An 18,939-nucleotide genomic window follows, 5' to 3' on the forward strand; every position below is an offset into this window, starting at 1 on the left:
TCCTTTCACATGTTTACAAGGGAATCATTTCGGATAAAACATATTAACGGCTTATTTATATCGTGAGCAGAAATGAACTAAACGTTTACACAAAACGGAGAGGACAGAAAAAACCTGAAGAAGCGAACGCGTTCGCCTTTATCACCGGATTTTCCCCTTATAAGGGGAATTCATAAAATCAGGGGATAACAGCGATCGGAAGGTTGTTCTGTCATCGGAGTGTCCAGTGTAAATATTCTTAAGTTCAATTTATATAGTAGACAATGATGAGAGCGAGGTGGGCGATATCGTTTGGTGGAAAGAGAGTGTGGTATACCAGATTTACCCGAACAGCTTCAAGGATTCGGACGAAGATGGATATGGCGACTTGCAGGGGATCTGTGAAAAGCTTGATTATTTGGAGAATTTGGGCGTGGATGTGATCTGGCTCTGTCCCATCTATGATTCACCAGGACATGATAACGGATACGATATCCGTGATTATTACGCCATTCTTCGCAAGTATGGCACGATGGAGGATTTTGATCGCTTATTGGCAGAGGCACACAAACGTGGTCTCAAGATCATGATGGATCTGGTGTTGAATCATACGTCAGATGAACATGCGTGGTTTGCCGAATCACGTTCATCAAAGATGAATCCGAGGCGGGATTATTATATTTGGCGTTCAGGCAAAAATGGGCAGGTGCCGAATAATTGGGAGTCCTATTTTGGAGGTTCCGTGTGGAAGCATGATCCTGAGACAAATGAATATTATCTGCATCTGTATTCGGAACAGCAACCCGATCTCAACTGGAACAATGAACAGATGGCAGAAGAGATGTATGAGATGGTGCATTGGTGGCTGGAAAAAGGGGTAGACGGATTCCGTTTTGATGCAGTGGCGCATATCGCCAAGGCAGAGGGTCTGCCAAGTGCCCACAATCCGAATAATCTGCCAGTGGTTCCAGCGTATCAGCTCTTTTCCAACCTGGAACAAGTACACTCCATCCTGAAGAGACTGAATAACATGATCCTGAAGCCTTATGGACCGATGACGGTGGGCGAGACTTCGGGACTTGGGCCTGAGCAGGCGCTGGCTTATGTGGGGACGGATCGGGATGAGCTTAATATGGTATTTCAGTTTGAGCATATGTTCATCGATGCGAAATCTTCCGGAATTGGGAAGTGGAACTATAAGGAATGGAAATTAACAGATCTCAAAGAAATCATGAGCCGATGGCAAACGGTCTTGCATGGAAGAGGCTGGAACGCCAATTATATGGGCAACCATGATCAGCCCCGCCCGGTTTCCCGTTTTGGCGATGATGGAAAATATCGGGTGCGTTCCGCTCAGATGCTGGCGACATGGATGCTTACACTTGAAGGAACACCCTACATCTATCAGGGAGAAGAGATTGGCATGACCAATATCGCTTTCCCGGATATCGAACAATACCGGGATATCGAGACCAAAAATTATTACAATCATTACATTAGTCAAGGTAAGTCGAAGCATGAAGTCATGCAGGCAATCTGGCTGAAGAGTCGTGATAACGCCCGCACACCGATGCAATGGGATGATACGGAACACGCTGGATTTACCCAAGGTCAGCCCTGGATACAGGTAAATGATAATTATCCTGAGATTAATGTAGCCGATGCCGAAAGTGATCCGCAATCCATTTTGCATTATTACAGGAAGTTAATTGCGCTTCGCAAACAGCATAAAGTGCTTATCTACGGCGCGTATGAACTGCTGCTGCCAGATGATCCGGATATCTATGCCTATACACGAACGCTGGATGATGAGCAGATGTTGGTCATTCTAAATTTCCGTGGGCATGAGCCGGAGATGGAGTGGCCTGAAGGGTGGAATGCTGAGAAAGCCAAATTAATCATCAGCAATGTCAACAGACGTTATTCTACCGAAGAAGGTGCGATTCAACTTCAACCTTACGAAGCAAGGGTGTACCGTATGAAGCAGTGAGACGGTAGAGATCAAATTTTGCGTTGGTGAAGAGCTATGATTTATAATAAATAGTGGTTTCAAATCATCAAAACATATGTCAGGAGGAACCCAACTTGTTGAATATTACGTACCATGGTCACTCCAGTGTACAGCTGGGCACAGAAGAAAAGTCTCTGATCATTGATCCTTTCCTGCGTGGCAACGAGCTTGCGATCACGAAGCCTGAGGATATCAAGACCGATGTTGTGTTGCTGACACATGCACATATGGATCACATCCTCGATGCTGAACCTATTGCCAAGGCGAATAACGCCAAAGTTGTCGCTATTGTGGAATTGGCTACATATATGTCCTGGAAAGGTCTGGACACGCTTGGCATGAACATGGGCGGAACGGTGGATCTGGGCTTTGCTCAAGCCAAAATGATTCAGGCGTTCCATACTTCCGGGATTGTGCTGGAAGAAGAACAAAGAATCATGTATGCGGGTTTGCCTGCTGGATATATCATTACTATTGATGGCAAAACGATTTTGCATGCCGGAGACACAAGTCTCTTCGGAGATATGAAAATGATTGGTGATCGCCATGATATTGATGTAGCTTTCTTGCCGATTGGTGGACATTTCACCATGGGACCTGAGGATGCGCTGCAAGCGGCGGAATGGTTCAATGCCAAACTGACAATTCCGGTTCATTATGATACATTCCCGGTGATTCGTCAGGATGCAGAACACTTCGTGCAACAATTGGCTACCAAAGGGTTGGAAGGCCGTGTGCTGGCCCCGGGAGAATCCATTACCCTGTGACAGGTATTAACCACTGTTCAATAATAAAAGGATTAATGGATAAAGACGAATATCACGTCAAGATAACTGACGCGATATTCGTCTTTTTTCGGTTTCAGGTTCAATTTTCACCGATAGAGTTGGTACAAATGACAAAAACATTGAAATTCCATTGTTGAACGCTCGTCCGGAATGATATAAAAAGTTACACGGAAACCAAACGGAAATCCGAATTGACCGCAAACAGGGGGAGCGTTTATGTCATTTGTGAAATCATTATTTTTTCAAATTATAGTAGCGGTAATTATCGGGATTGGCGTAGGCATCCTGTGGCCGGATCTGGGTAGCTTGCTGCAACCGCTCGGAACAGGGTTCATCAAATTGATCAAGATGATCATCGCACCACTGATTTTCATGGTAATTGTCACAGGTATTGCCAAGATTGGTGATCTGAAGTCGGTAGGGCGCATTGGACTGAAAGCCATCGTGTGGTTTGAGATTGCAACTACAGTTGCGCTGGTACTTGGTTTGGGAACAGCCAATCTGCTTCGCCCAGGTGCGGGAATGAACGTAGACCCTTCAACCATAGACGCCAGTGGCATTGAAGCAAAAACCAATGGTTCCGAGTTACCACATACGGTAGACTTTATTATGAATATTATTCCGACAAGTGTTGTGGATGCCTTTGCACAAAATGCGCTTCTGCAGGTACTGCTCGTGGCCTGCCTGTTCGGAGTAGCGCTGGCAGCAACCGAAAGTAAGGCAAAAGAAAATGTATTGACACTGATTGAGAACTTACTTGGCATTGTGTTCCGCATCATCGGTTACATCATGAAACTCGCGCCGATTGGTGCATTTGGAGCCATGGCTTACACGGTAGGAGCCTATGGGGCTTCCACATTGTCATCCTTTGGTCTGTTAATTCTGGCCTGCTACGGTGCAGCGCTGCTGTTTCTGGTTATGCTGGCATTGGCTGCCTGGTGGATCACCGGGCTGAATTTCCTTCAATTTGTGAAGTATACCCGTTCTGAAGTGATGCTGGCGATTGGAACCGGATCATCGGAAGTGGTGATGCCACGCATGATGGACAAACTAACCAAGGCGGGTTGTGATCGTGCAGTTGTGGGACTTGTGGTGCCAACGGGGTACTCATTTAATCTGGATGGCGCTTCGATCTATTTATCATTGGCAACGGTTTTTGTGGCTCAGGCCGTAGGAATTGAACTGACATTTATGCAGCAGATTACGATTTTGCTGGTGTTGATGTTAAGTTCCAAAGGCATGGCAGGAGTACCTGGCTCCGCATTTCTGGCCCTGTCCGCAACGGCAGTAGCCGTCAATGCTTTTCCGGTAGCAGCCGTTGCTCTACTGCTTGGCGCAGATCGTTTTATGGATACCATGCGTGTTTTCACAAACCTGATGGGTAACTGTGTCGCAGCATTTGTAGTTGCAAAATGGGAAGGCCTGCTGGATCAAAAGCGAATGCGTGCAGTACTCTCTGGTGAAATCAGTGCTGCTGAACTGGAAAGGGAGGAACAGGCTGCACAATCTTTATTGAAGTTAAACATGCAGGAAAAACAGGGGAAAGCACTAGTTTCACCCGAGATGTTGTAGGTGGCATGTACCTACTATGATGACTTAGGCAAGTGATATCAACTTTAAAATCAACAAATCACTACAACAACCATTTAAATATAAAAAACCATCTTTAACCAAGAATGACCGTCTGTTGCCCACACCCATTGTGGGAAGAACAGACGGTTTTTTGTTGTCCCAATACAGATATCATGGAGTTCACGAACGCAGGCGCCAAAATAAATGTTACAGAGGAAAGGTTTATGGGGAATGTGTAGAAGAGGCAAAGAATATACATAATATAGTTTCAACTTGTATATACATGTTTAGTTATGTAATATAGATATGAAGTTATCCGAGAACATCACATAAGAGCATTACAATTTATTGGAGGCGTTAACATGAGTTCTAACAACACAACTCCGTCATCTTGGTGGAAGACATCAACAGTGTATCAGGTATATCCCAAGAGTTTTAATGATACAACCGGTTCGGGTACTGGAGATATTCGTGGATTAACCGAGAAGCTGGATTATTTGCAGCATCTGGGTATCGATATTGTGTGGTTGCAGCCGGTATATGTATCCCCGCAACATGATAATGGATATGACGTCGCGGACTATTACCGGATTAATCCGGATTATGGGACGATGGAGGATTTTGACGAACTGTTAAAAGGTCTGAAGGCTCGCGATATGAAACTGATGATTGATATTGTGGTGAATCACTCCTCGACCGATCATGAGTGGTTCCAGCAATCCCGCTCTTCCAAGGACAATCCGTACCGGGATTATTATATTTGGAAAGATCCTGCCCCGGATGGCGGTGTGCCAAACAACTGGCAATCCAAGTTCGGTGGACCTGCATGGCAGTATGATGAACAGACGGGACAATATTTCCTGACTTTATTTGATAAAACGCAGGCAGATCTCAATTGGGAGAATGAAGAAGTACGCCAGGCTGTAAGGGATATGATCAAGTTCTGGGCCGAAAAAGGGGTAGACGGTTTCCGTATGGACGTGATCAACCTGATCTCGAAAGATCAGCGTTTCCCGGATGACGATGGCAGCGTATCACCGGGGGATGGACGCAAGTACTACACGGATGGACCGCGTGTACATGAATATATCACGGAGATGTACGACGAAGTATTCGGACCGTACAACATGGTGACCGTAGGAGAAATGTCCTCCACAACACTGGAACATTGTATCCAATATTCGAACCCGGCTTCCCGGGAGTTTTCAATGACGTTTAACTTCCATCACCTGAAAGTGGATTATCCGAATGGTCAGAAGTGGGAACTGATGCCGTATGATTTTGAAGCGATGAAGCAACTCTTCAGCGAGTGGCAGACAGGAATGCAAGCTGGTGGAGGCTGGAACGCACTGTTCCTGAATAACCATGATCAGCCGCGTGCGCTATCCCGATTCGCCGATGATGGGGACTATCGTGCCGAGAGTGCGAAGATGCTTGCAACAACGATACACGGAATGCAAGGCACGCCTTATGTCTACCAGGGGGAAGAGATTGGCATGCCGAATCCAGTCTGGAATGACGTTAGCGAGTTCCGCGATATCGAATCGACGAATATGTACCGCTTGCTTCAGGAAGAACGAGGAAAATCTGCGGAGGAAGCTTTCCAGATTGTGAAGGAGCGTTCCCGGGATAACTCGCGGACACCGATGCAGTGGAATGGAAGTCAGAATGCCGGCTTCACAACGGGAACCCCCTGGCTGAAGGTGGATGAGCGGTATCCTTCTATTCACGTGGAACAGCAGTTGGCTGACCCGAATTCAATCTACTACCATTACCGCAAATTGATTGCCCTGCGTAAACAGGTGAACGTACTGACCGACGGTCTGTATGAACGATTGGACGATGCACATCCAGATGTATTTGCTTACGCACGGACCAATGGAAGTGAAACGCTGATTGTTGTATCGAACTTCAGTAAACGGGATGTCACATTCTCCCTGCCGGAAGCGGTCTGGAAGGATCACATTGCAGCCAAATCCGCAGAGTTACTCATAGGAAATACGGAGGCGGCCCCTGCTCTGACACAGGAAATCTCCCTCAGTCCGTATGCATCCTATATGTGGCTTGTGCCACAACAGGACTAATCACATTTTATAAATAGGAAGTGACACTATGGCAATTGACAAAAAACAGGTTGAGGAGATCGTCCGGGCAGTTGGCGGCAAAGAAAATATTGAAGCTGCAACACACTGTGTTACACGACTCCGGTTTGCCTTGTACGATGAGAGTAAAGTGGATACCGAAAGCCTGGATCAGAATGATCTGGTCAAAGGACAGTTCTCTTCCCAAGGACAATTCCAGGTCGTTATTGGGCCTGGTCTGGTGGATAAGGTCTATGATGAGATGATTCAGATTACCGGTGGAGAACGTTCTTCCAAGGATGATGTGAAGGCGGTCGCTGGTAAAAAGCAAAATCCAATCCAGAGAGCGATTAAAACACTCTCGGATATTTTCATTCCAATCTTGCCAGCGATCATCACGGCAGGTCTGTTACTCGGGATTAACAATATTCTGACAGGTCCAGGCATTTTCTTTGATGGAAAATCACTGGTGGATGTCTATCCAGCCTGGAAGGATCTTGCGTCCATTATTAATACAATCGCGAGTACAGCCTTTACGTTCCTGCCGGCTCTGATTGGTTGGGCAGCTGTAAAACGGTTTGGCGGCAGTCCGCTGCTTGGGATCGTGCTGGGTCTCATTCTGGTACATCCTGATCTGCTGAGTGCATATGGTTACGCTGATGCCGTGAACAATGGCACGGTACCAACATGGAATCTGTTCGGTTGGGAGATTGAGAAGATCGGTTATCAAGGGCAGGTTCTGCCAGTACTGGTATCGGCCTATCTGCTTGCTAAGATGGAAATTTTCCTGAACAAAAGAGTACATGATTCCATTAAACTGCTGGTCGTTGCACCAGTCACGTTGCTGGTTACCGGCTTCCTGGCATTTACGATCATTGGACCGGTTACCTTTGCTATTGCCAATGCAATTACATCTGGTTTGATCTATGTATACGATTCATACGCGGCGCTGGGTGGTCTGATCTACGGTGGTCTATACGCTTTGCTTGTTATCACCGGTATGCATCACACGTTCCTCGCGGTGGATGTTCAGCTCATTGGTAGTCAGGGCGGTACGTTCCTGTGGCCTATGCTGGCATTGTCCAATATTGCACAGGGTTCAGCTGCCCTTGCCATGATGCTTGTCCTGCGTGAGAAGAAAATGAGAGGACTGGCGGCAACATCCTCCGTATCTGCCTTCCTCGGGGTAACCGAGCCGGCGATCTTCGGAGTGAATATCCGTTACCGTTATCCGTTTATCTTTGGTATGGTCGGTTCCGCAATTGGTGGTGTGCTGCTGACAATCAATAATGTTCAGGCAACCTCCATCGGTGTAGGTGGCGTACCTGGATTCCTGTCGATTTTCCCTAACAAATGGGGTGTCTTCTTCATCGGCATGGCGATTGTCCTGGTTGTACCGTTTGTACTGACGGTCCTGTTTGGCAGAGCCAAACTGAGAAAAGAAGATCGAAGTGCAAGCAACGGTACAGTTGCTGAGCCCAAAGCGGCTACATCGCAATCTGCTTCGGGTGTTAGCTCTTCGACTGCAACAACAGATCCTAACCAGCGTACACGTAGTGCAGCTCAAGTAGGGGACGAAGCCGTGAATACGCTCGAGATTATGGCGCCCTTAACAGGCCAGGCGGTGTCACTGGAGCAAGTACCTGATCCGGCTTTTGCGGAGAAACAAATGGGTGAGGGTGTTGCCATTGAGCCTTCTGGCAACCTGGTTGTTGCTCCGTTTGATGCTCAGGTAGCCCATGTAATCAAGAGTAAACATGCGGTGATTCTTGAACACGCAAGTGGACTACAAGTTCTGATCCATGTCGGGATTAATACGGTATCTCTCAAGGGTGAAGGTTTCAACATGCATGTCGAAGCTGGCGAGCATGTAAAGGCTGGACAAAAGTTGTTGGAGTTTGATCGTAAGGTCATTGAAGATGCGGGATACCCGCTGATTACACCGATTATCATTCCGGATGGTCAGGATATGGTTGAACGGGTGGAAGTCACGACAGGTGATGTTACATCTAACCAAAATGGTGTGCTGAAGGTTCATCTGAAAGGTTAATTGAATACAACAACAAGAAGGGGCTGCGAGATGTGCAGCTCCTTTTTGCTGTATGATCGTTATTTTCATAAAGATCATGGTAAACTGTATATAAAATGGAAGAATCACTTTTTTGAAATACTGATTCCTATATCAATTGAACTAAACATTTACACAAAACGGAGAGGACAGAAAGGATCTGAAGAAACGGAGCTAAAAGCTTTCTGCAAGAAAGCTACATCGGAAGCATAAGCTATCCCCGGATTTCCCCTTTATACAAGGAATCAAAAAAATCTGGGGATAACAGCGATCGGAAGGTTGTTCTGTCATCGGAGTGTACAGTGTAAATATTCTTTAGTTCAATTTATATAGTATGATTGTCTGATAAAGCAAGCTACCGTCATGTTCGAGTCGTGGCGTTCATATGGTGGAGAAAGAGTTCCTAGTCAAGCGATGAGGAGGAGAGCCATGACACGTATTGCGGTGATGGTCATTCATGGGCTGGGTATGCGAAAGGATGGGTATGCGGACAAGCTGATTACTTGTTTGCATAAGGAATTGGACAAGGTGATGGTCCTGCCTGGAGCCTCCAAACAGATGCTGGATATCGAACCTGTATATTGGGCGGATGTATTTGAGGAGCGCGAAGAGGCGCTGTTTCAACAACTCGTCAGTTCTCCGGGATTGAATTACCAAGCGTTGCGTCGATTTGTTATCCATTACCTGGCTGATGCGGTTGCCTATCAACCGGTGGAAAATCAAGGGCATAACTATGATGCCGTACATCGAACGTTGCATCAGGCGATGCATACCCTTGCACAGCGTAACGGACCTGAAGCTCCGCTCTGTGTGGTTGCCCATAGTTTGGGTGCCGTAATCGCGAGTAACTTCTTCTACGATCTGCAATATCCGTCCAGTCGGGTTCCTGCGGTTGTGGATGTGAATTCGGCATTGGAGCGGGGGGACACACTGACCCATTTTTACTCGTTTGGAACAACCCTGCCCTTATGGAGTTTACGCTACCATGACTTTAGTTGCCCGATTCAAGTTCCCTCTTCCCAAGTGAATCAGTATTATGCCGGACTGGAAGGGGAATGGGTAAACTTCTACGATCGGGATGATATTCTCGGTTATCCGTTACGCCCCATTGATCCAGCTTATGAGAGAGCGGTTAAAGAAGACATTGAAGTGAACTCGGGCGGCGTGGCAATGAGCTGGAATCCGCTAAGTCATGGGGGCTATTTTTCGAATCGAAGCATGAATCGGAGAATCGCGCAGGGACTTGCTCGCACATGGACCTGGATAAATCGTTCATAATATAAGAGGATCTAGCTTCATCCCATTTTCTTGGTACTGAAAACTGGTCTTTTTGAACATGTATTGTAAGCACTATAGTTATGGAAATAGGGAGGGAATACGTATGGAATGCAGGACAGGCTGTGCCGCATGTTGTATCGCGATTTCCATATCATCACCGATACCGGGCATGGCTCATGGCAAGCCGGCAGGTGTACGTTGTGTGCAGCTTACGGATGATAATCGCTGCGGAATTTTTGGCCAAAAGGAGCGTCCCGCTGTATGCAGTGGATTGCAGGCGGAGGAAGAAATGTGTGGTCGCACCGATCAGGAAGCATTTGATATTCTGACCTGGTTGGAGCAAGAAACTGCACCGACCGTAATTGTGCCGAAAGTCGTTTGAGAGACTTGTTTTAATTAAATAGGATAATTATACTTAATATGGAAGAAGGTCGATCAGAGAGGAGACGCGAATACAATGGCGCTTGTTAAACGTTTTGTATTGGTTGTTGTGAATATGATCGGAGAGTTATGGATGGGATTTTACCGACGTAACTCCGATTATTATGACCATCAGACTTCGGAGTCCAAGAGCAAGATGGGGTATTATGCATTTATTATTGGGGCAACGGTAGTTACGGTGGGCATTGTGAGCTGGATGTACAACCGAATTTATTCATAAATACTCATTTTGTTTATAATCGAACAAGCCCAAAGGCTCAAGTGAAATCTGCACAGGTAAAGAGAGTATCCACAGGATGTGATATCAAGAGGATACTCTCTTTGGTATGGGATCGCTTAATAAGATCATTGAAGCGATGTAAGCCGTAATCACACACAATCCTATTAAGAGCAAGGTCATCAGCAGCATGAATACCATTGGTCCGAGCAACCACGGGATCGGTGTATGAATGGCTGGGAACAGCAAGAAAAAACCGAAAGACAACGTAGGAACCAAGCTTGCGCATCAGTTCCATCCGTTTAGCCTATCAGTTGAATGAGCTCATGCTTCTCCTGCGAGAGCAGTAGCGGAAGGCTTGGGTTCTCTGAACATTACATAGTACATCAATGATGAAATGACGTATAAACTGCCGGTGATGCTGAATGTGATGGCGTATCCCCAATACGTTCCGTACGTGGTGACCAGATAGGATTGCACAGGTCCCATGGTCGCCCAACCGATCATGAATGCAGTTTGCATCAGTGAATTGGCAATCCCGCGACGCTTGTCCGAGATGCGATCCACCAGTATGGCTGAATGTATAGGATTTGCCGCATTCATCAAGGCTTGTCTGAATAAGAAACTCAGTGAAGCAATGAACAACAGGTTGGTGAAGCCTGTTAATAGCAGGAAAGGCAGCGACATGACCTGAAAAATGACAACGGCTCGTACGCTCCCGACCCTTGCGGCCAAGGTAGGACCAATTAGCATGGATACTATCGTCATAATCTGACCAAGTGCGATCAGCAGACTCATCCCACTTAGAGATACCGAGAAACGATTGGTGAAATACAGATTCAGGTAGGGTACAACCAGTCCGGAACCTAATCCGATTAACAACTGAGTTATTACAAACTGACCAATCAGTCGGGAATCTTTTTTCTTGGTGATCGAATCATTTGTGCTCGAGGTATTCGTCAAACTTTCTTTTAGATCCGCGTTGGGTTGAGGATCAGATTGAGCCGGAATTGGTTTCTGAGAGGCGACCTTGTCTTCTGTTACAAATAATAGTGGTATAAATGCAGCCAGCGTTGCTGCACCGCCGACAAATAAAACGGTCTGCAATCCGGTCACTTTGGCGAGTCCTGCCGTATGTAACAAATCAGCGAATACTCCGCCACCCAGGCTACCTAGCACCTGGGAAGCGAGCACAAGGGATGAATAATAGCTGAACATTTTTAGCCGCTGGCTTTTCTTGACGTTTTCCGCCAGATAAGGAATGGCCAGTACTTGGAATACCCCAGCAAAAAGGCCAGAAAATACCGCGAACCAGATCAGTCCTGTAGCCGAATAATCGAAGGAGCGTCCGATTAGAAAGATTCCGCTGAATAACGCCCCGGTAATGAGCAGGCGCTTGCGACTGAACAGATCACCGCATAGACCGATCGGAACAAACATAATGGCTGTTGCGAGTGACTGAATACTTACAATCTGGCCGTTCATTGTATCATTATAGCCCAGCCCCTGAATGTACAGATTGTACAAGACAGAGAACATGCCATTTCCGATCTGATACAGAATGCTAGCCAGGAAAAACAGTTGAATATTGCGGGACCAGCCGCGAATTTCAGCGTGAATCTGTTGTAAAACTCTCAAGTGGTTCCCTCCTGTCTGCCTGTGCAGTCATTCCAGTTTAACAGGAAAGGAGAATTTGCGGAAGAATTGACCACTGTTTATTTTGGTTCAGGGTTATCCAACACACGAGCAATGACGAATCCATCGTAACCTTTGCTGCCGACCGTTTGCAGTGCTGTAGCTTCAAGCCGGGGGTGATTCCCGATCAACTGCAGGAATGATCGAACGCCTTGAACTCTGGGGTCCGTGCTGTCCGTGCGGATCACTTCACCGTCTCTGACGATATTGTCACCAATAATAAGACTCCCCGGACGAGTCAGTCGCATGGCCCATCTCAGATAATCGGGATTACTCGGTTTGTCAGCATCGATGAAGATCATATCAAACGGTTCCCTGTATTCTTCCTGAACATCGGGAAGTGTGGTCAGGGCAGGACCAACTCTCAGGTCAACCTTGTGCAGTAGTCCTGCACGTGTGAGATTGGTTCGCGCCAAGTCCGCGTGGCGTGATTCCGATTCAAGTGAGACAATCTGTCCGTGTTCAGGCAACGCTCTTGCCATCCAGATGGTACTGTATCCACCAAGTGTGCCGATTTCAAGTACACGAGATGCGCCTTGGATTTGCAGCAGGAGTTGAAGTAACTTTCCTTGATTTGGCGTTACGTCATGAGCGGGCAGTCCAGCTGCGGCATTGCTTTGCAGTGTTTGCTCCAGCAGAGTATCCGAGGGAACTAACAGATCATTCATGAAGTCGTCGACTTGAGTCCAGGTATGCTGTAAGTCGGTTGTATTTATATTTTTCATCTTCACATGTTCCTTCCTTTGTTTCTTGTATTGGATTTCATAATTCAACTATAGATGGATTGGTTATATAAATAAAATATATATTTTGTATGTTAATATAACTTTAGATTATGTATTTGACGTGAAAGAGGTGTAACACATGAATCTGCATGGATTACGATTATTTCATGCCATTGTGAGATATGGTGGGGTCACTCGTGCCGCAGAGGAACTGAATATTAGCCAGCCTGCGGTATCTTCCCAGGTGAAGAAGTTTGAACGTGAATTGGGAATTCAGCTTTTTGTGTCGGAGGGGAGAAGATTGGTGCTTACGGATGCCGGGATACAGTTAACCGGTTATGCGGAACGCCTGTTCATGCTGGAGCAGGATGTCGAGAATTTTGTGCAGGATTTTCGGGAGGGCAAGAAAGGACTAATCCGTCTTACGGCAACCTACTTGCCTTCGAATTTTCTGTTGCCGGGCTGGATTGCACGGTTCAAGCAAATGCACGAGGAGGTGGAGATTGCTGTGAGTACAACCAACACCCGGATGGCGTTTGACCAGTTACTTCGCTATGAGGCAGAGATTGCAGTGTATGGTGGAAGTGGAATTACACATGCGGGTGTCCAATGGGACGAATTGTTTGACGATGAGATGTGGTTTGTTGTGCATCCAGACCATCCCTATGCTGGCAAAGAAATCGAACTGCATGAGATGGTGGCAGAGCCTTTCATTATGCGTGAAGAAGGCAGTGCCACACGTGAGCGACTGGTCTCCCTTTGCACGACAAATAACCTGGCGGCTCCCCGCATTGCGCTTCAGTTCAACGGGCTGAATGAAACGATCAGTGCGGTGAAGGCAGGTTATGGAGCCAATTTTATATCTTCTTTGGTTGTGAAGGAAGATGTACAGCAAGGCAGGCTCGCGCGTGTGTTCGTTCGAGGTGTACAGCTGAGAAATACGGTTGCCGTATGTACACGAGCAGGGGAAGTGTTGTCTCCTGCTGCACAGCATCTGGTCAAGCTGATCCGCCAAGAAGCTGCTTTGATGAATAGATAGCGCGATTATCTTAAAGTACGTGTTCAAAAAAACAGTGTTCAGTACCCTAAAGCGGACTTTTGAACAGCCTTTTAAAAATGAATAGGTTCTTTTTTTCAATTATTAACCTTCACTTTGTTGTGAAGTACCCCATGCATGTAATCGGGCGTATAGGGTTATGCCGCCAATGATCAGGACAGGAATCCAGACTGCGATCATGGGCACACGGTGGAATAATAATGCAGCTGCAATGACACCGACCAGATAGATAACAACCGCACCTGCACGAAGGTAGGAGTCTGTAGACAGGGCGTTGGCTAACGATCGAATATTAGCATGCCGCAGCCTTTTAAGGATGCTTACGGTGTCCTCAACCACAGCGGCCAAATTATTGGTAAGCACGGTTGTTGAGATGCCAGCAATTCCAATGCGGCGCGCCGCAGTTGTCTGCATCCCCATTGCAACGGCCAGGATGACAATTAACAGATAGGACAGTTGTTCAGCGTACGGACTAATCATGGCGATTGCGAATAGCAGGAGCAATATGCTCTCAACAGTGAATACGGATGTAACCCGAGAGGACCAGCCACTTTTGGTATGCACATGTCCGATCATGTGTGCGGCAATGGCATTGCCAGCAATGAAGCCGATGAGGGCTAAGAGGGAACGCAACACAACAAATTCCTGGGCACGGGCAATGGCAATTCCCAATAAAACAATATTTCCCGTCATATTGGCTGTGAGCACATGTCCCAGTCCCAGATATCCAATCAGATCGACCATCCCTGCGGACATACATAGAAGAAGCATCGAGTACTTTTGGAGGGTGTTTTGATTCATCATATCCGTCCTTTCCAAAAAACGTAGCCCCTCCAGTATACAGTCATAACCCATGCTTCTTCAAAATGAAATTCATAGCGCTTGGCTAAGGTGCTGTAAGCCAATCGAACATATTGTTCACCGCTGCCTCATGTATTTTCTCGTGAAAATGATGGTCCTGCCCGCCATAAGCGTGAAATGTGACGTTGGCACCACGGCGCTTAAGCCAGTGATACATTCGGGTTCCGTGACTATAGTTCACCTGTGTATCTGAAGTACCGTGCATGATCAGCACCGGACAAGATAGTTTGTTCGCTTTTGACAAGGGGGAGCGGGCGAGATAAGCTTCCGGAGCTGCGCGTGGGGAACCTCCCAGCACTCGTTTCAATGTGCGCCTCAGGTCGGTTCGCTCATGGTAAGTGCGTTCCACATCGGAAACACCGCTCCAAAGAACTAACTTATGTACTTTATCCGTTCCCTCATTGTAGACAGTTGCCGTATGTACCGCATTAATGGCTCCACGGGAGAACCCCATTAATGATATTCGAGTTGGGTCGACAAAAGGTAAACGCTGTATCAACCGGTAAGCGGCGTGCACATCTTCGGCATCTTTCCCGCCATACTCGTCACGACCTTCACCACCTTCGTTGCCACGATAGGATGGGGCGAACACGATGTAACCTTTATGTACAAATTGCTCAAGCCAAACGGTATTTACCCCGCCATAGCTGCCAAGTCCGCCGCGACAATAGATCAGTACCGGCCACTGTTCCTGTGTGGGAGTGATATCATGCATTTTTACAGCAGGGTAGTGGCTGGCAAGAGGTTGCAGATGTAGAGATGTATGTATGGAGGCGAATAACGAACAACCTCGTGGTAGGAATAAATAAGCTTTAACCTGAAACATATCGGATGAATACGTCACTTGATAGAGCAGGGGAATTCACCTCTTTTATTCGTAATAATGAGTCAAATGATAGGGATGTTTCTATATGATGCGCTTAAAATAAGTTCCCATACCTTCCAGGTTGCATCGCCAACACGAATGTAAGAAATTCGTTTATTGGCTCCATATGATTTATAATGGTTCAGGAGACATGTGGATAGACCGCTTGTCCTCATATTCATAAAACTAACTTTAATGTGTAGAAAGAAAGGGAGAAAGCCATGATGAACGCTCCACATCCAATCGATCAATTCAAGAAATTTAAATATGAAATAACGAGATTTATGATGATTTATAAATTTGCTCTGGATCAAATGGAGACAAAGATTGAAGTCCTGAAGGAAGAATTCCAGTCTCTGCATGATTACAGTCCAATTGAGCATACAAAGTCCAGACTGAAATCTCCTGAGAGCATAATGAACAAGATGTTCCGCAAAAATCATGAGTTAACGTTCGAGAGTATCAAGCAAAATATCAAGGATATCGCCGGTGTACGGATTACATGTTCCTTTATCTCGGATATCTATCGCATTAAGGATATGCTGTGCAACCAGAGTGACCTGCGTGTTCTGGAGGTCAAGGATTATATCGAGAATCCGAAGCCAAATGGATACCAAAGTCTTCACCTTCTAGTGGAAGTGCCTGTGTACATGTCCAATGGCGAGGAACGAGCATGTGTGGAGATTCAGATCCGTACGATCGCGATGGATTTCTGGGCGAGTCTGGAGCATAAGATTTTTTATAAATACAATAAGGAAGTTCCCGAGCATTTGACGAGAGAGTTAAAGAGTGCGGCAGATTCTGCAAATGCGCTGGATCAACAGATGGAGCGACTTCACCGGGAAATTCAGGAGATCAAGGATGCTGATAACGAGCGGGATGAAGAAGAACTGCGCCGTATCATTATTAACAACCAACAGTTCACACTCCCATCCAACTTACTCAAGCTGCTGGGTAGCGGGGAGTAGTATTGGATGAAAAGCACAACAGCTTCATTGAACACAAACGCTACATCACGTGTGCGAATGGCATTAATTCTGGGGACGCTGTCGGCCTTCGGGCCGTTGTCCCTGGATATGTATTTGCCCGCATTGCCCACGCTGGCGGATGAGTTCGGTTCATCAACTTCGTATGCTCAACTCAGTCTGACGGCTTGTATGATTGGACTTGCGGTTGGACAGCTGCTTGCCGGACCGCTAAGTGATGTACGTGGTCGGCGAACACCGCTCATTGCAGGACTTGTGCTCTATACTATCGCTTCCATACTCTGTCTGGTCAGCCCTACGATGGGCTCTTTTGTTGTGCTGCGATTCATTCAGGGTGTAGCCGGAGCGGCAGGGATCGTTATCTCGCGCGCAGTAGTCAGAGACGTATATTCGGGCCCGGAACTGACACGATTCTTCTCCCTTTTAATGCTGATTAACGGCGTAGCCCCGATTGCTGCACCGATTATTGGCGGACAATTGTTGACATATACGTCGTGGCGGGGCGTATTTATTTTGCTTAGCCTCATAGGCATATTGACGCTGTTTGCTGTTATTTTCGGTCTGGGGGAAACGTTACCTTCCAGCCGCAGATCAAGCGGGGGATTGAAACAAACGTTGATTACGTTTCGCCAAATCGCAGGGGATCGTCAGTTTATGGGTTATGCGTTGACCCAGGGTTTCGTAGCGGCTGGCATGTTTGCCTACATATCCGGTTCACCGTTTGTGCTTCAGAAGATATACGGGGTATCCCCGCAATTGTTCAGTGTCTGCTTTGCCATAAACGGGCTTGGCATTATTCTGGCCAGTCAGGTTGCCGGGAGACTTGCAGGTAAGGTATCTGAAACCCGTCTGTTAATCGCAGGACTGCTAACCGCGGCGCTCGGAGGAACATCACTGCTCATCGCTATTCTGGCTGGAGGTAATCTAATCTCTGTACTGATTCCGTTATTTTTGGTGGTATCCAGTGTTGGGCTGGTCAATACTGCGTCCTTCGCCCTGGCAATGGCCAATCAGGCGAAGTCGGCAGGCAGTGCGTCTGCGCTTATTGGTGTGATGACGTTCCTGTTTGGTGGTATTGTCGCTCCCCTCGTCGGTCTTGGAGGAGAAGGTACAGCTGTGCCAATGGGAATTGTTATCGCGTGTGCGGATCTCGGTGCCTTGCTGATTTATTTCCTAATGGTCAGTAGAGGCAGGAAGCGTCAGAAGGATCAGGTGTTGAGTTAAAGATACTGATTTTGCACTTCTTACTTTAGTGGAGTCCTAATAGTGTAAAGTTACTTGAGTTAAAAATACGAAAAAGAGCCTCAGTTGGAAGGAATCATGCTTCCAACTGAGGCTCTTGCTGTAGGGAAGAAGTCTAGCAGAGTGCAAACAAAATCTGTGTATTGGACAGTATACCTGGCGTGAGGAATGGATAGAAGTACCCCACCACAAAACCAAACAGATTGATGGCAGGCCACATCAGATACACATCATTGTATGTGAAGACAAGGGACCACCGGTTGTAGCAAAAGTTGGGCAGTGCACGTTCCTCGTTATCTCGAGGTGCTGCTGCACCAGTCTGTGCAAATTGCACAGCTTGAGTGAGGCTTTGCGGCTGTTGCTGGAGGAAGAGCGGAAGCAGACCGGGGCTGCTTTTGATCAGGTTATACAGAAAAAGCATTTCTGCCGGGGGCTGACCTACCGGACGAGGATAGGCACTAAGCAGGGTGGGCAGATTGCCTTGCGCCAGTTGCGCAGGTACGCCCGGTGCTGTACCGGGGTATGTACCGGGAATGCCACCAGGGATATATGGACCTGGTCCTCCGCCTGGAATGAATGGAGGATAGGAGCCTTGACCGCCAGGTGTGCCCGGAAACGTCTGACCACCCGGTATGCCGCCACCGCCACCTCCTGGGAACAGTGGAGGCAATTGAAAGGAACGGTCTTCTCCATAACTTACATAAGGGTTATATTCGTAATACATGTACAGAACATCCTTCCTCTCGTCGTATTCTGCATTCAGCATATGGCGGCATCCGTCTATACGTGAATGCCGCCAAGACGATTTTGTATGATCTATATAGTTGAACTAATCATTTGCACAAAACGGAGAGGATAGAAAAAACCTGAAAAAGCGAAGCGTTCGCCTTTATCACCGGATTTTTCCTTAGAGAAAAAGGAATCGAAAAAATCTGGGGATAACAGCGATTGGAAGGTTGTTCTATCATCGTAGTGTCAGTGTAAATAATCTGTAGTTCAACTTTATAGCGCAGATGATAATCGAATTGACAAGTGAACTGATAACAATTATCATTGTCAATGGAATTGGACAA

General features: G+C 46.9%; 16 protein-coding genes. 11 read left to right on the top strand and 5 right to left on the bottom strand.

From position 1 onward, the window contains the following. Window positions 1-277 precede the first annotated feature (277 nt). The 8 genes from ACE3K2_RS08690 (at window position 278) to ACE3K2_RS08725 (ending at window position 10,438) form a co-directional block, all read left to right on the top strand. Window positions 278-1,969: a glycoside hydrolase family 13 protein gene (locus ACE3K2_RS08690; RefSeq protein ID WP_421888942.1), complete on the top strand. Its 1,692-nt coding sequence runs from the start codon at window positions 278-280 to the stop codon at window positions 1,967-1,969. Between the two features lie 95 nt (window positions 1,970-2,064). Then, window positions 2,065-2,757, top strand: a complete 693-nt coding sequence (locus tag ACE3K2_RS08695) for a metal-dependent hydrolase (RefSeq protein WP_421888944.1) — start codon at window positions 2,065-2,067, stop codon at window positions 2,755-2,757. A gap of 237 nt (window positions 2,758-2,994) precedes the next feature. Then, window positions 2,995-4,350, top strand: coding sequence for a C4-dicarboxylate transporter DctA (dctA, locus tag ACE3K2_RS08700; protein ID WP_421888946.1), 1,356 nt, complete (start codon window positions 2,995-2,997; stop codon window positions 4,348-4,350). A gap of 362 nt (window positions 4,351-4,712) precedes the next feature. Next, complete coding sequence (gene treC / locus ACE3K2_RS08705; protein WP_421888948.1) at window positions 4,713-6,434, top strand: alpha,alpha-phosphotrehalase; 1,722 nt, start codon at window positions 4,713-4,715, stop codon at window positions 6,432-6,434. A gap of 28 nt (window positions 6,435-6,462) precedes the next feature. Next, the gene (gene treP / locus ACE3K2_RS08710; RefSeq protein ID WP_421888950.1) at window positions 6,463-8,481 is read left to right on the top strand and encodes a PTS system trehalose-specific EIIBC component; all 2,019 of its coding nucleotides are present in this window, start codon (window positions 6,463-6,465) and stop codon (window positions 8,479-8,481) included. Window positions 8,482-8,928: 447 nt separating this feature from the next. Beyond that, window positions 8,929-9,777 (top strand): chemotaxis protein, encoded by an 849-nt coding sequence (locus tag ACE3K2_RS08715; RefSeq protein WP_421888952.1) that lies wholly within the window; start codon window positions 8,929-8,931, stop codon window positions 9,775-9,777. A gap of 103 nt (window positions 9,778-9,880) precedes the next feature. After that, entirely contained in the window at window positions 9,881-10,159 is a 279-nt protein-coding gene (locus ACE3K2_RS08720) for a YkgJ family cysteine cluster protein (RefSeq protein ID WP_421888954.1), read from the top strand. Between the two features lie 75 nt (window positions 10,160-10,234). Continuing rightward, window positions 10,235-10,438, top strand: a complete 204-nt coding sequence (locus ACE3K2_RS08725) for a hypothetical protein (protein ID WP_421888956.1) — start codon at window positions 10,235-10,237, stop codon at window positions 10,436-10,438. A gap of 321 nt (window positions 10,439-10,759) precedes the next feature. Here the strand turns inward: ACE3K2_RS08725 and ACE3K2_RS08730 are convergent, their stop codons facing one another. Together ACE3K2_RS08730 and ACE3K2_RS08735 are read right to left on the bottom strand one after the other, a co-directional pair. Beyond that, window positions 10,760-12,073 carry an MFS transporter gene (locus tag ACE3K2_RS08730; protein ID WP_421888958.1) on the bottom strand — a complete coding sequence of 438 codons (1,314 nt, stop codon included), beginning with the start codon at window positions 12,071-12,073 and terminating at the stop codon, window positions 10,760-10,762. Window positions 12,074-12,150: 77 nt separating this feature from the next. Next, window positions 12,151-12,855: an O-methyltransferase gene (locus tag ACE3K2_RS08735; protein WP_421888960.1), complete on the bottom strand. Its 705-nt coding sequence runs from the start codon at window positions 12,853-12,855 to the stop codon at window positions 12,151-12,153. Between the two features lie 139 nt (window positions 12,856-12,994). Here ACE3K2_RS08735 and ACE3K2_RS08740 point away from each other — a divergent pair, with 139 nt between their 5' ends. Beyond that, window positions 12,995-13,894 (top strand): LysR family transcriptional regulator, encoded by a 900-nt coding sequence (locus ACE3K2_RS08740; RefSeq protein WP_421888962.1) that lies wholly within the window; start codon window positions 12,995-12,997, stop codon window positions 13,892-13,894. Between the two features lie 102 nt (window positions 13,895-13,996). On the opposite strand, the gene ACE3K2_RS08745 is transcribed toward ACE3K2_RS08740, so the two are convergent. Further along, entirely contained in the window at window positions 13,997-14,716 is a 720-nt protein-coding gene (locus tag ACE3K2_RS08745) for a YoaK family protein (protein ID WP_421888964.1), read from the bottom strand. A gap of 82 nt (window positions 14,717-14,798) precedes the next feature. Next, window positions 14,799-15,599 (bottom strand): alpha/beta hydrolase family protein, encoded by an 801-nt coding sequence (locus tag ACE3K2_RS08750; RefSeq protein WP_421888966.1) that lies wholly within the window; start codon window positions 15,597-15,599, stop codon window positions 14,799-14,801. A 263-nt stretch (window positions 15,600-15,862) separates the two neighbouring features. On the opposite strand from ACE3K2_RS08750, the gene ACE3K2_RS08755 reads away from it, so the two are divergent. Both ACE3K2_RS08755 and ACE3K2_RS08760 read left to right on the top strand, forming a co-directional pair. Continuing rightward, on the top strand, window positions 15,863-16,606 hold the full coding sequence (locus ACE3K2_RS08755) for a GTP pyrophosphokinase (RefSeq protein ID WP_421891102.1): 744 nt from the start codon (window positions 15,863-15,865) through the stop codon (window positions 16,604-16,606). Window positions 16,607-16,612: 6 nt separating this feature from the next. Further along, complete coding sequence (locus tag ACE3K2_RS08760; protein WP_421888968.1) at window positions 16,613-17,848, top strand: multidrug effflux MFS transporter; 1,236 nt, start codon at window positions 16,613-16,615, stop codon at window positions 17,846-17,848. A gap of 133 nt (window positions 17,849-17,981) precedes the next feature. Here the strand turns inward: ACE3K2_RS08760 and ACE3K2_RS08765 are convergent, their stop codons facing one another. Beyond that, window positions 17,982-18,632 carry a hypothetical protein gene (locus ACE3K2_RS08765; protein WP_421888970.1) on the bottom strand — a complete coding sequence of 217 codons (651 nt, stop codon included), beginning with the start codon at window positions 18,630-18,632 and terminating at the stop codon, window positions 17,982-17,984. Between the last annotated feature and the right edge of the window lie 307 nt (window positions 18,633-18,939).

Source organism: Paenibacillus sp. (assembly GCF_048976745.1).
Classification (GTDB): domain Bacteria; phylum Bacillota; class Bacilli; order Paenibacillales; family Paenibacillaceae; genus Paenibacillus.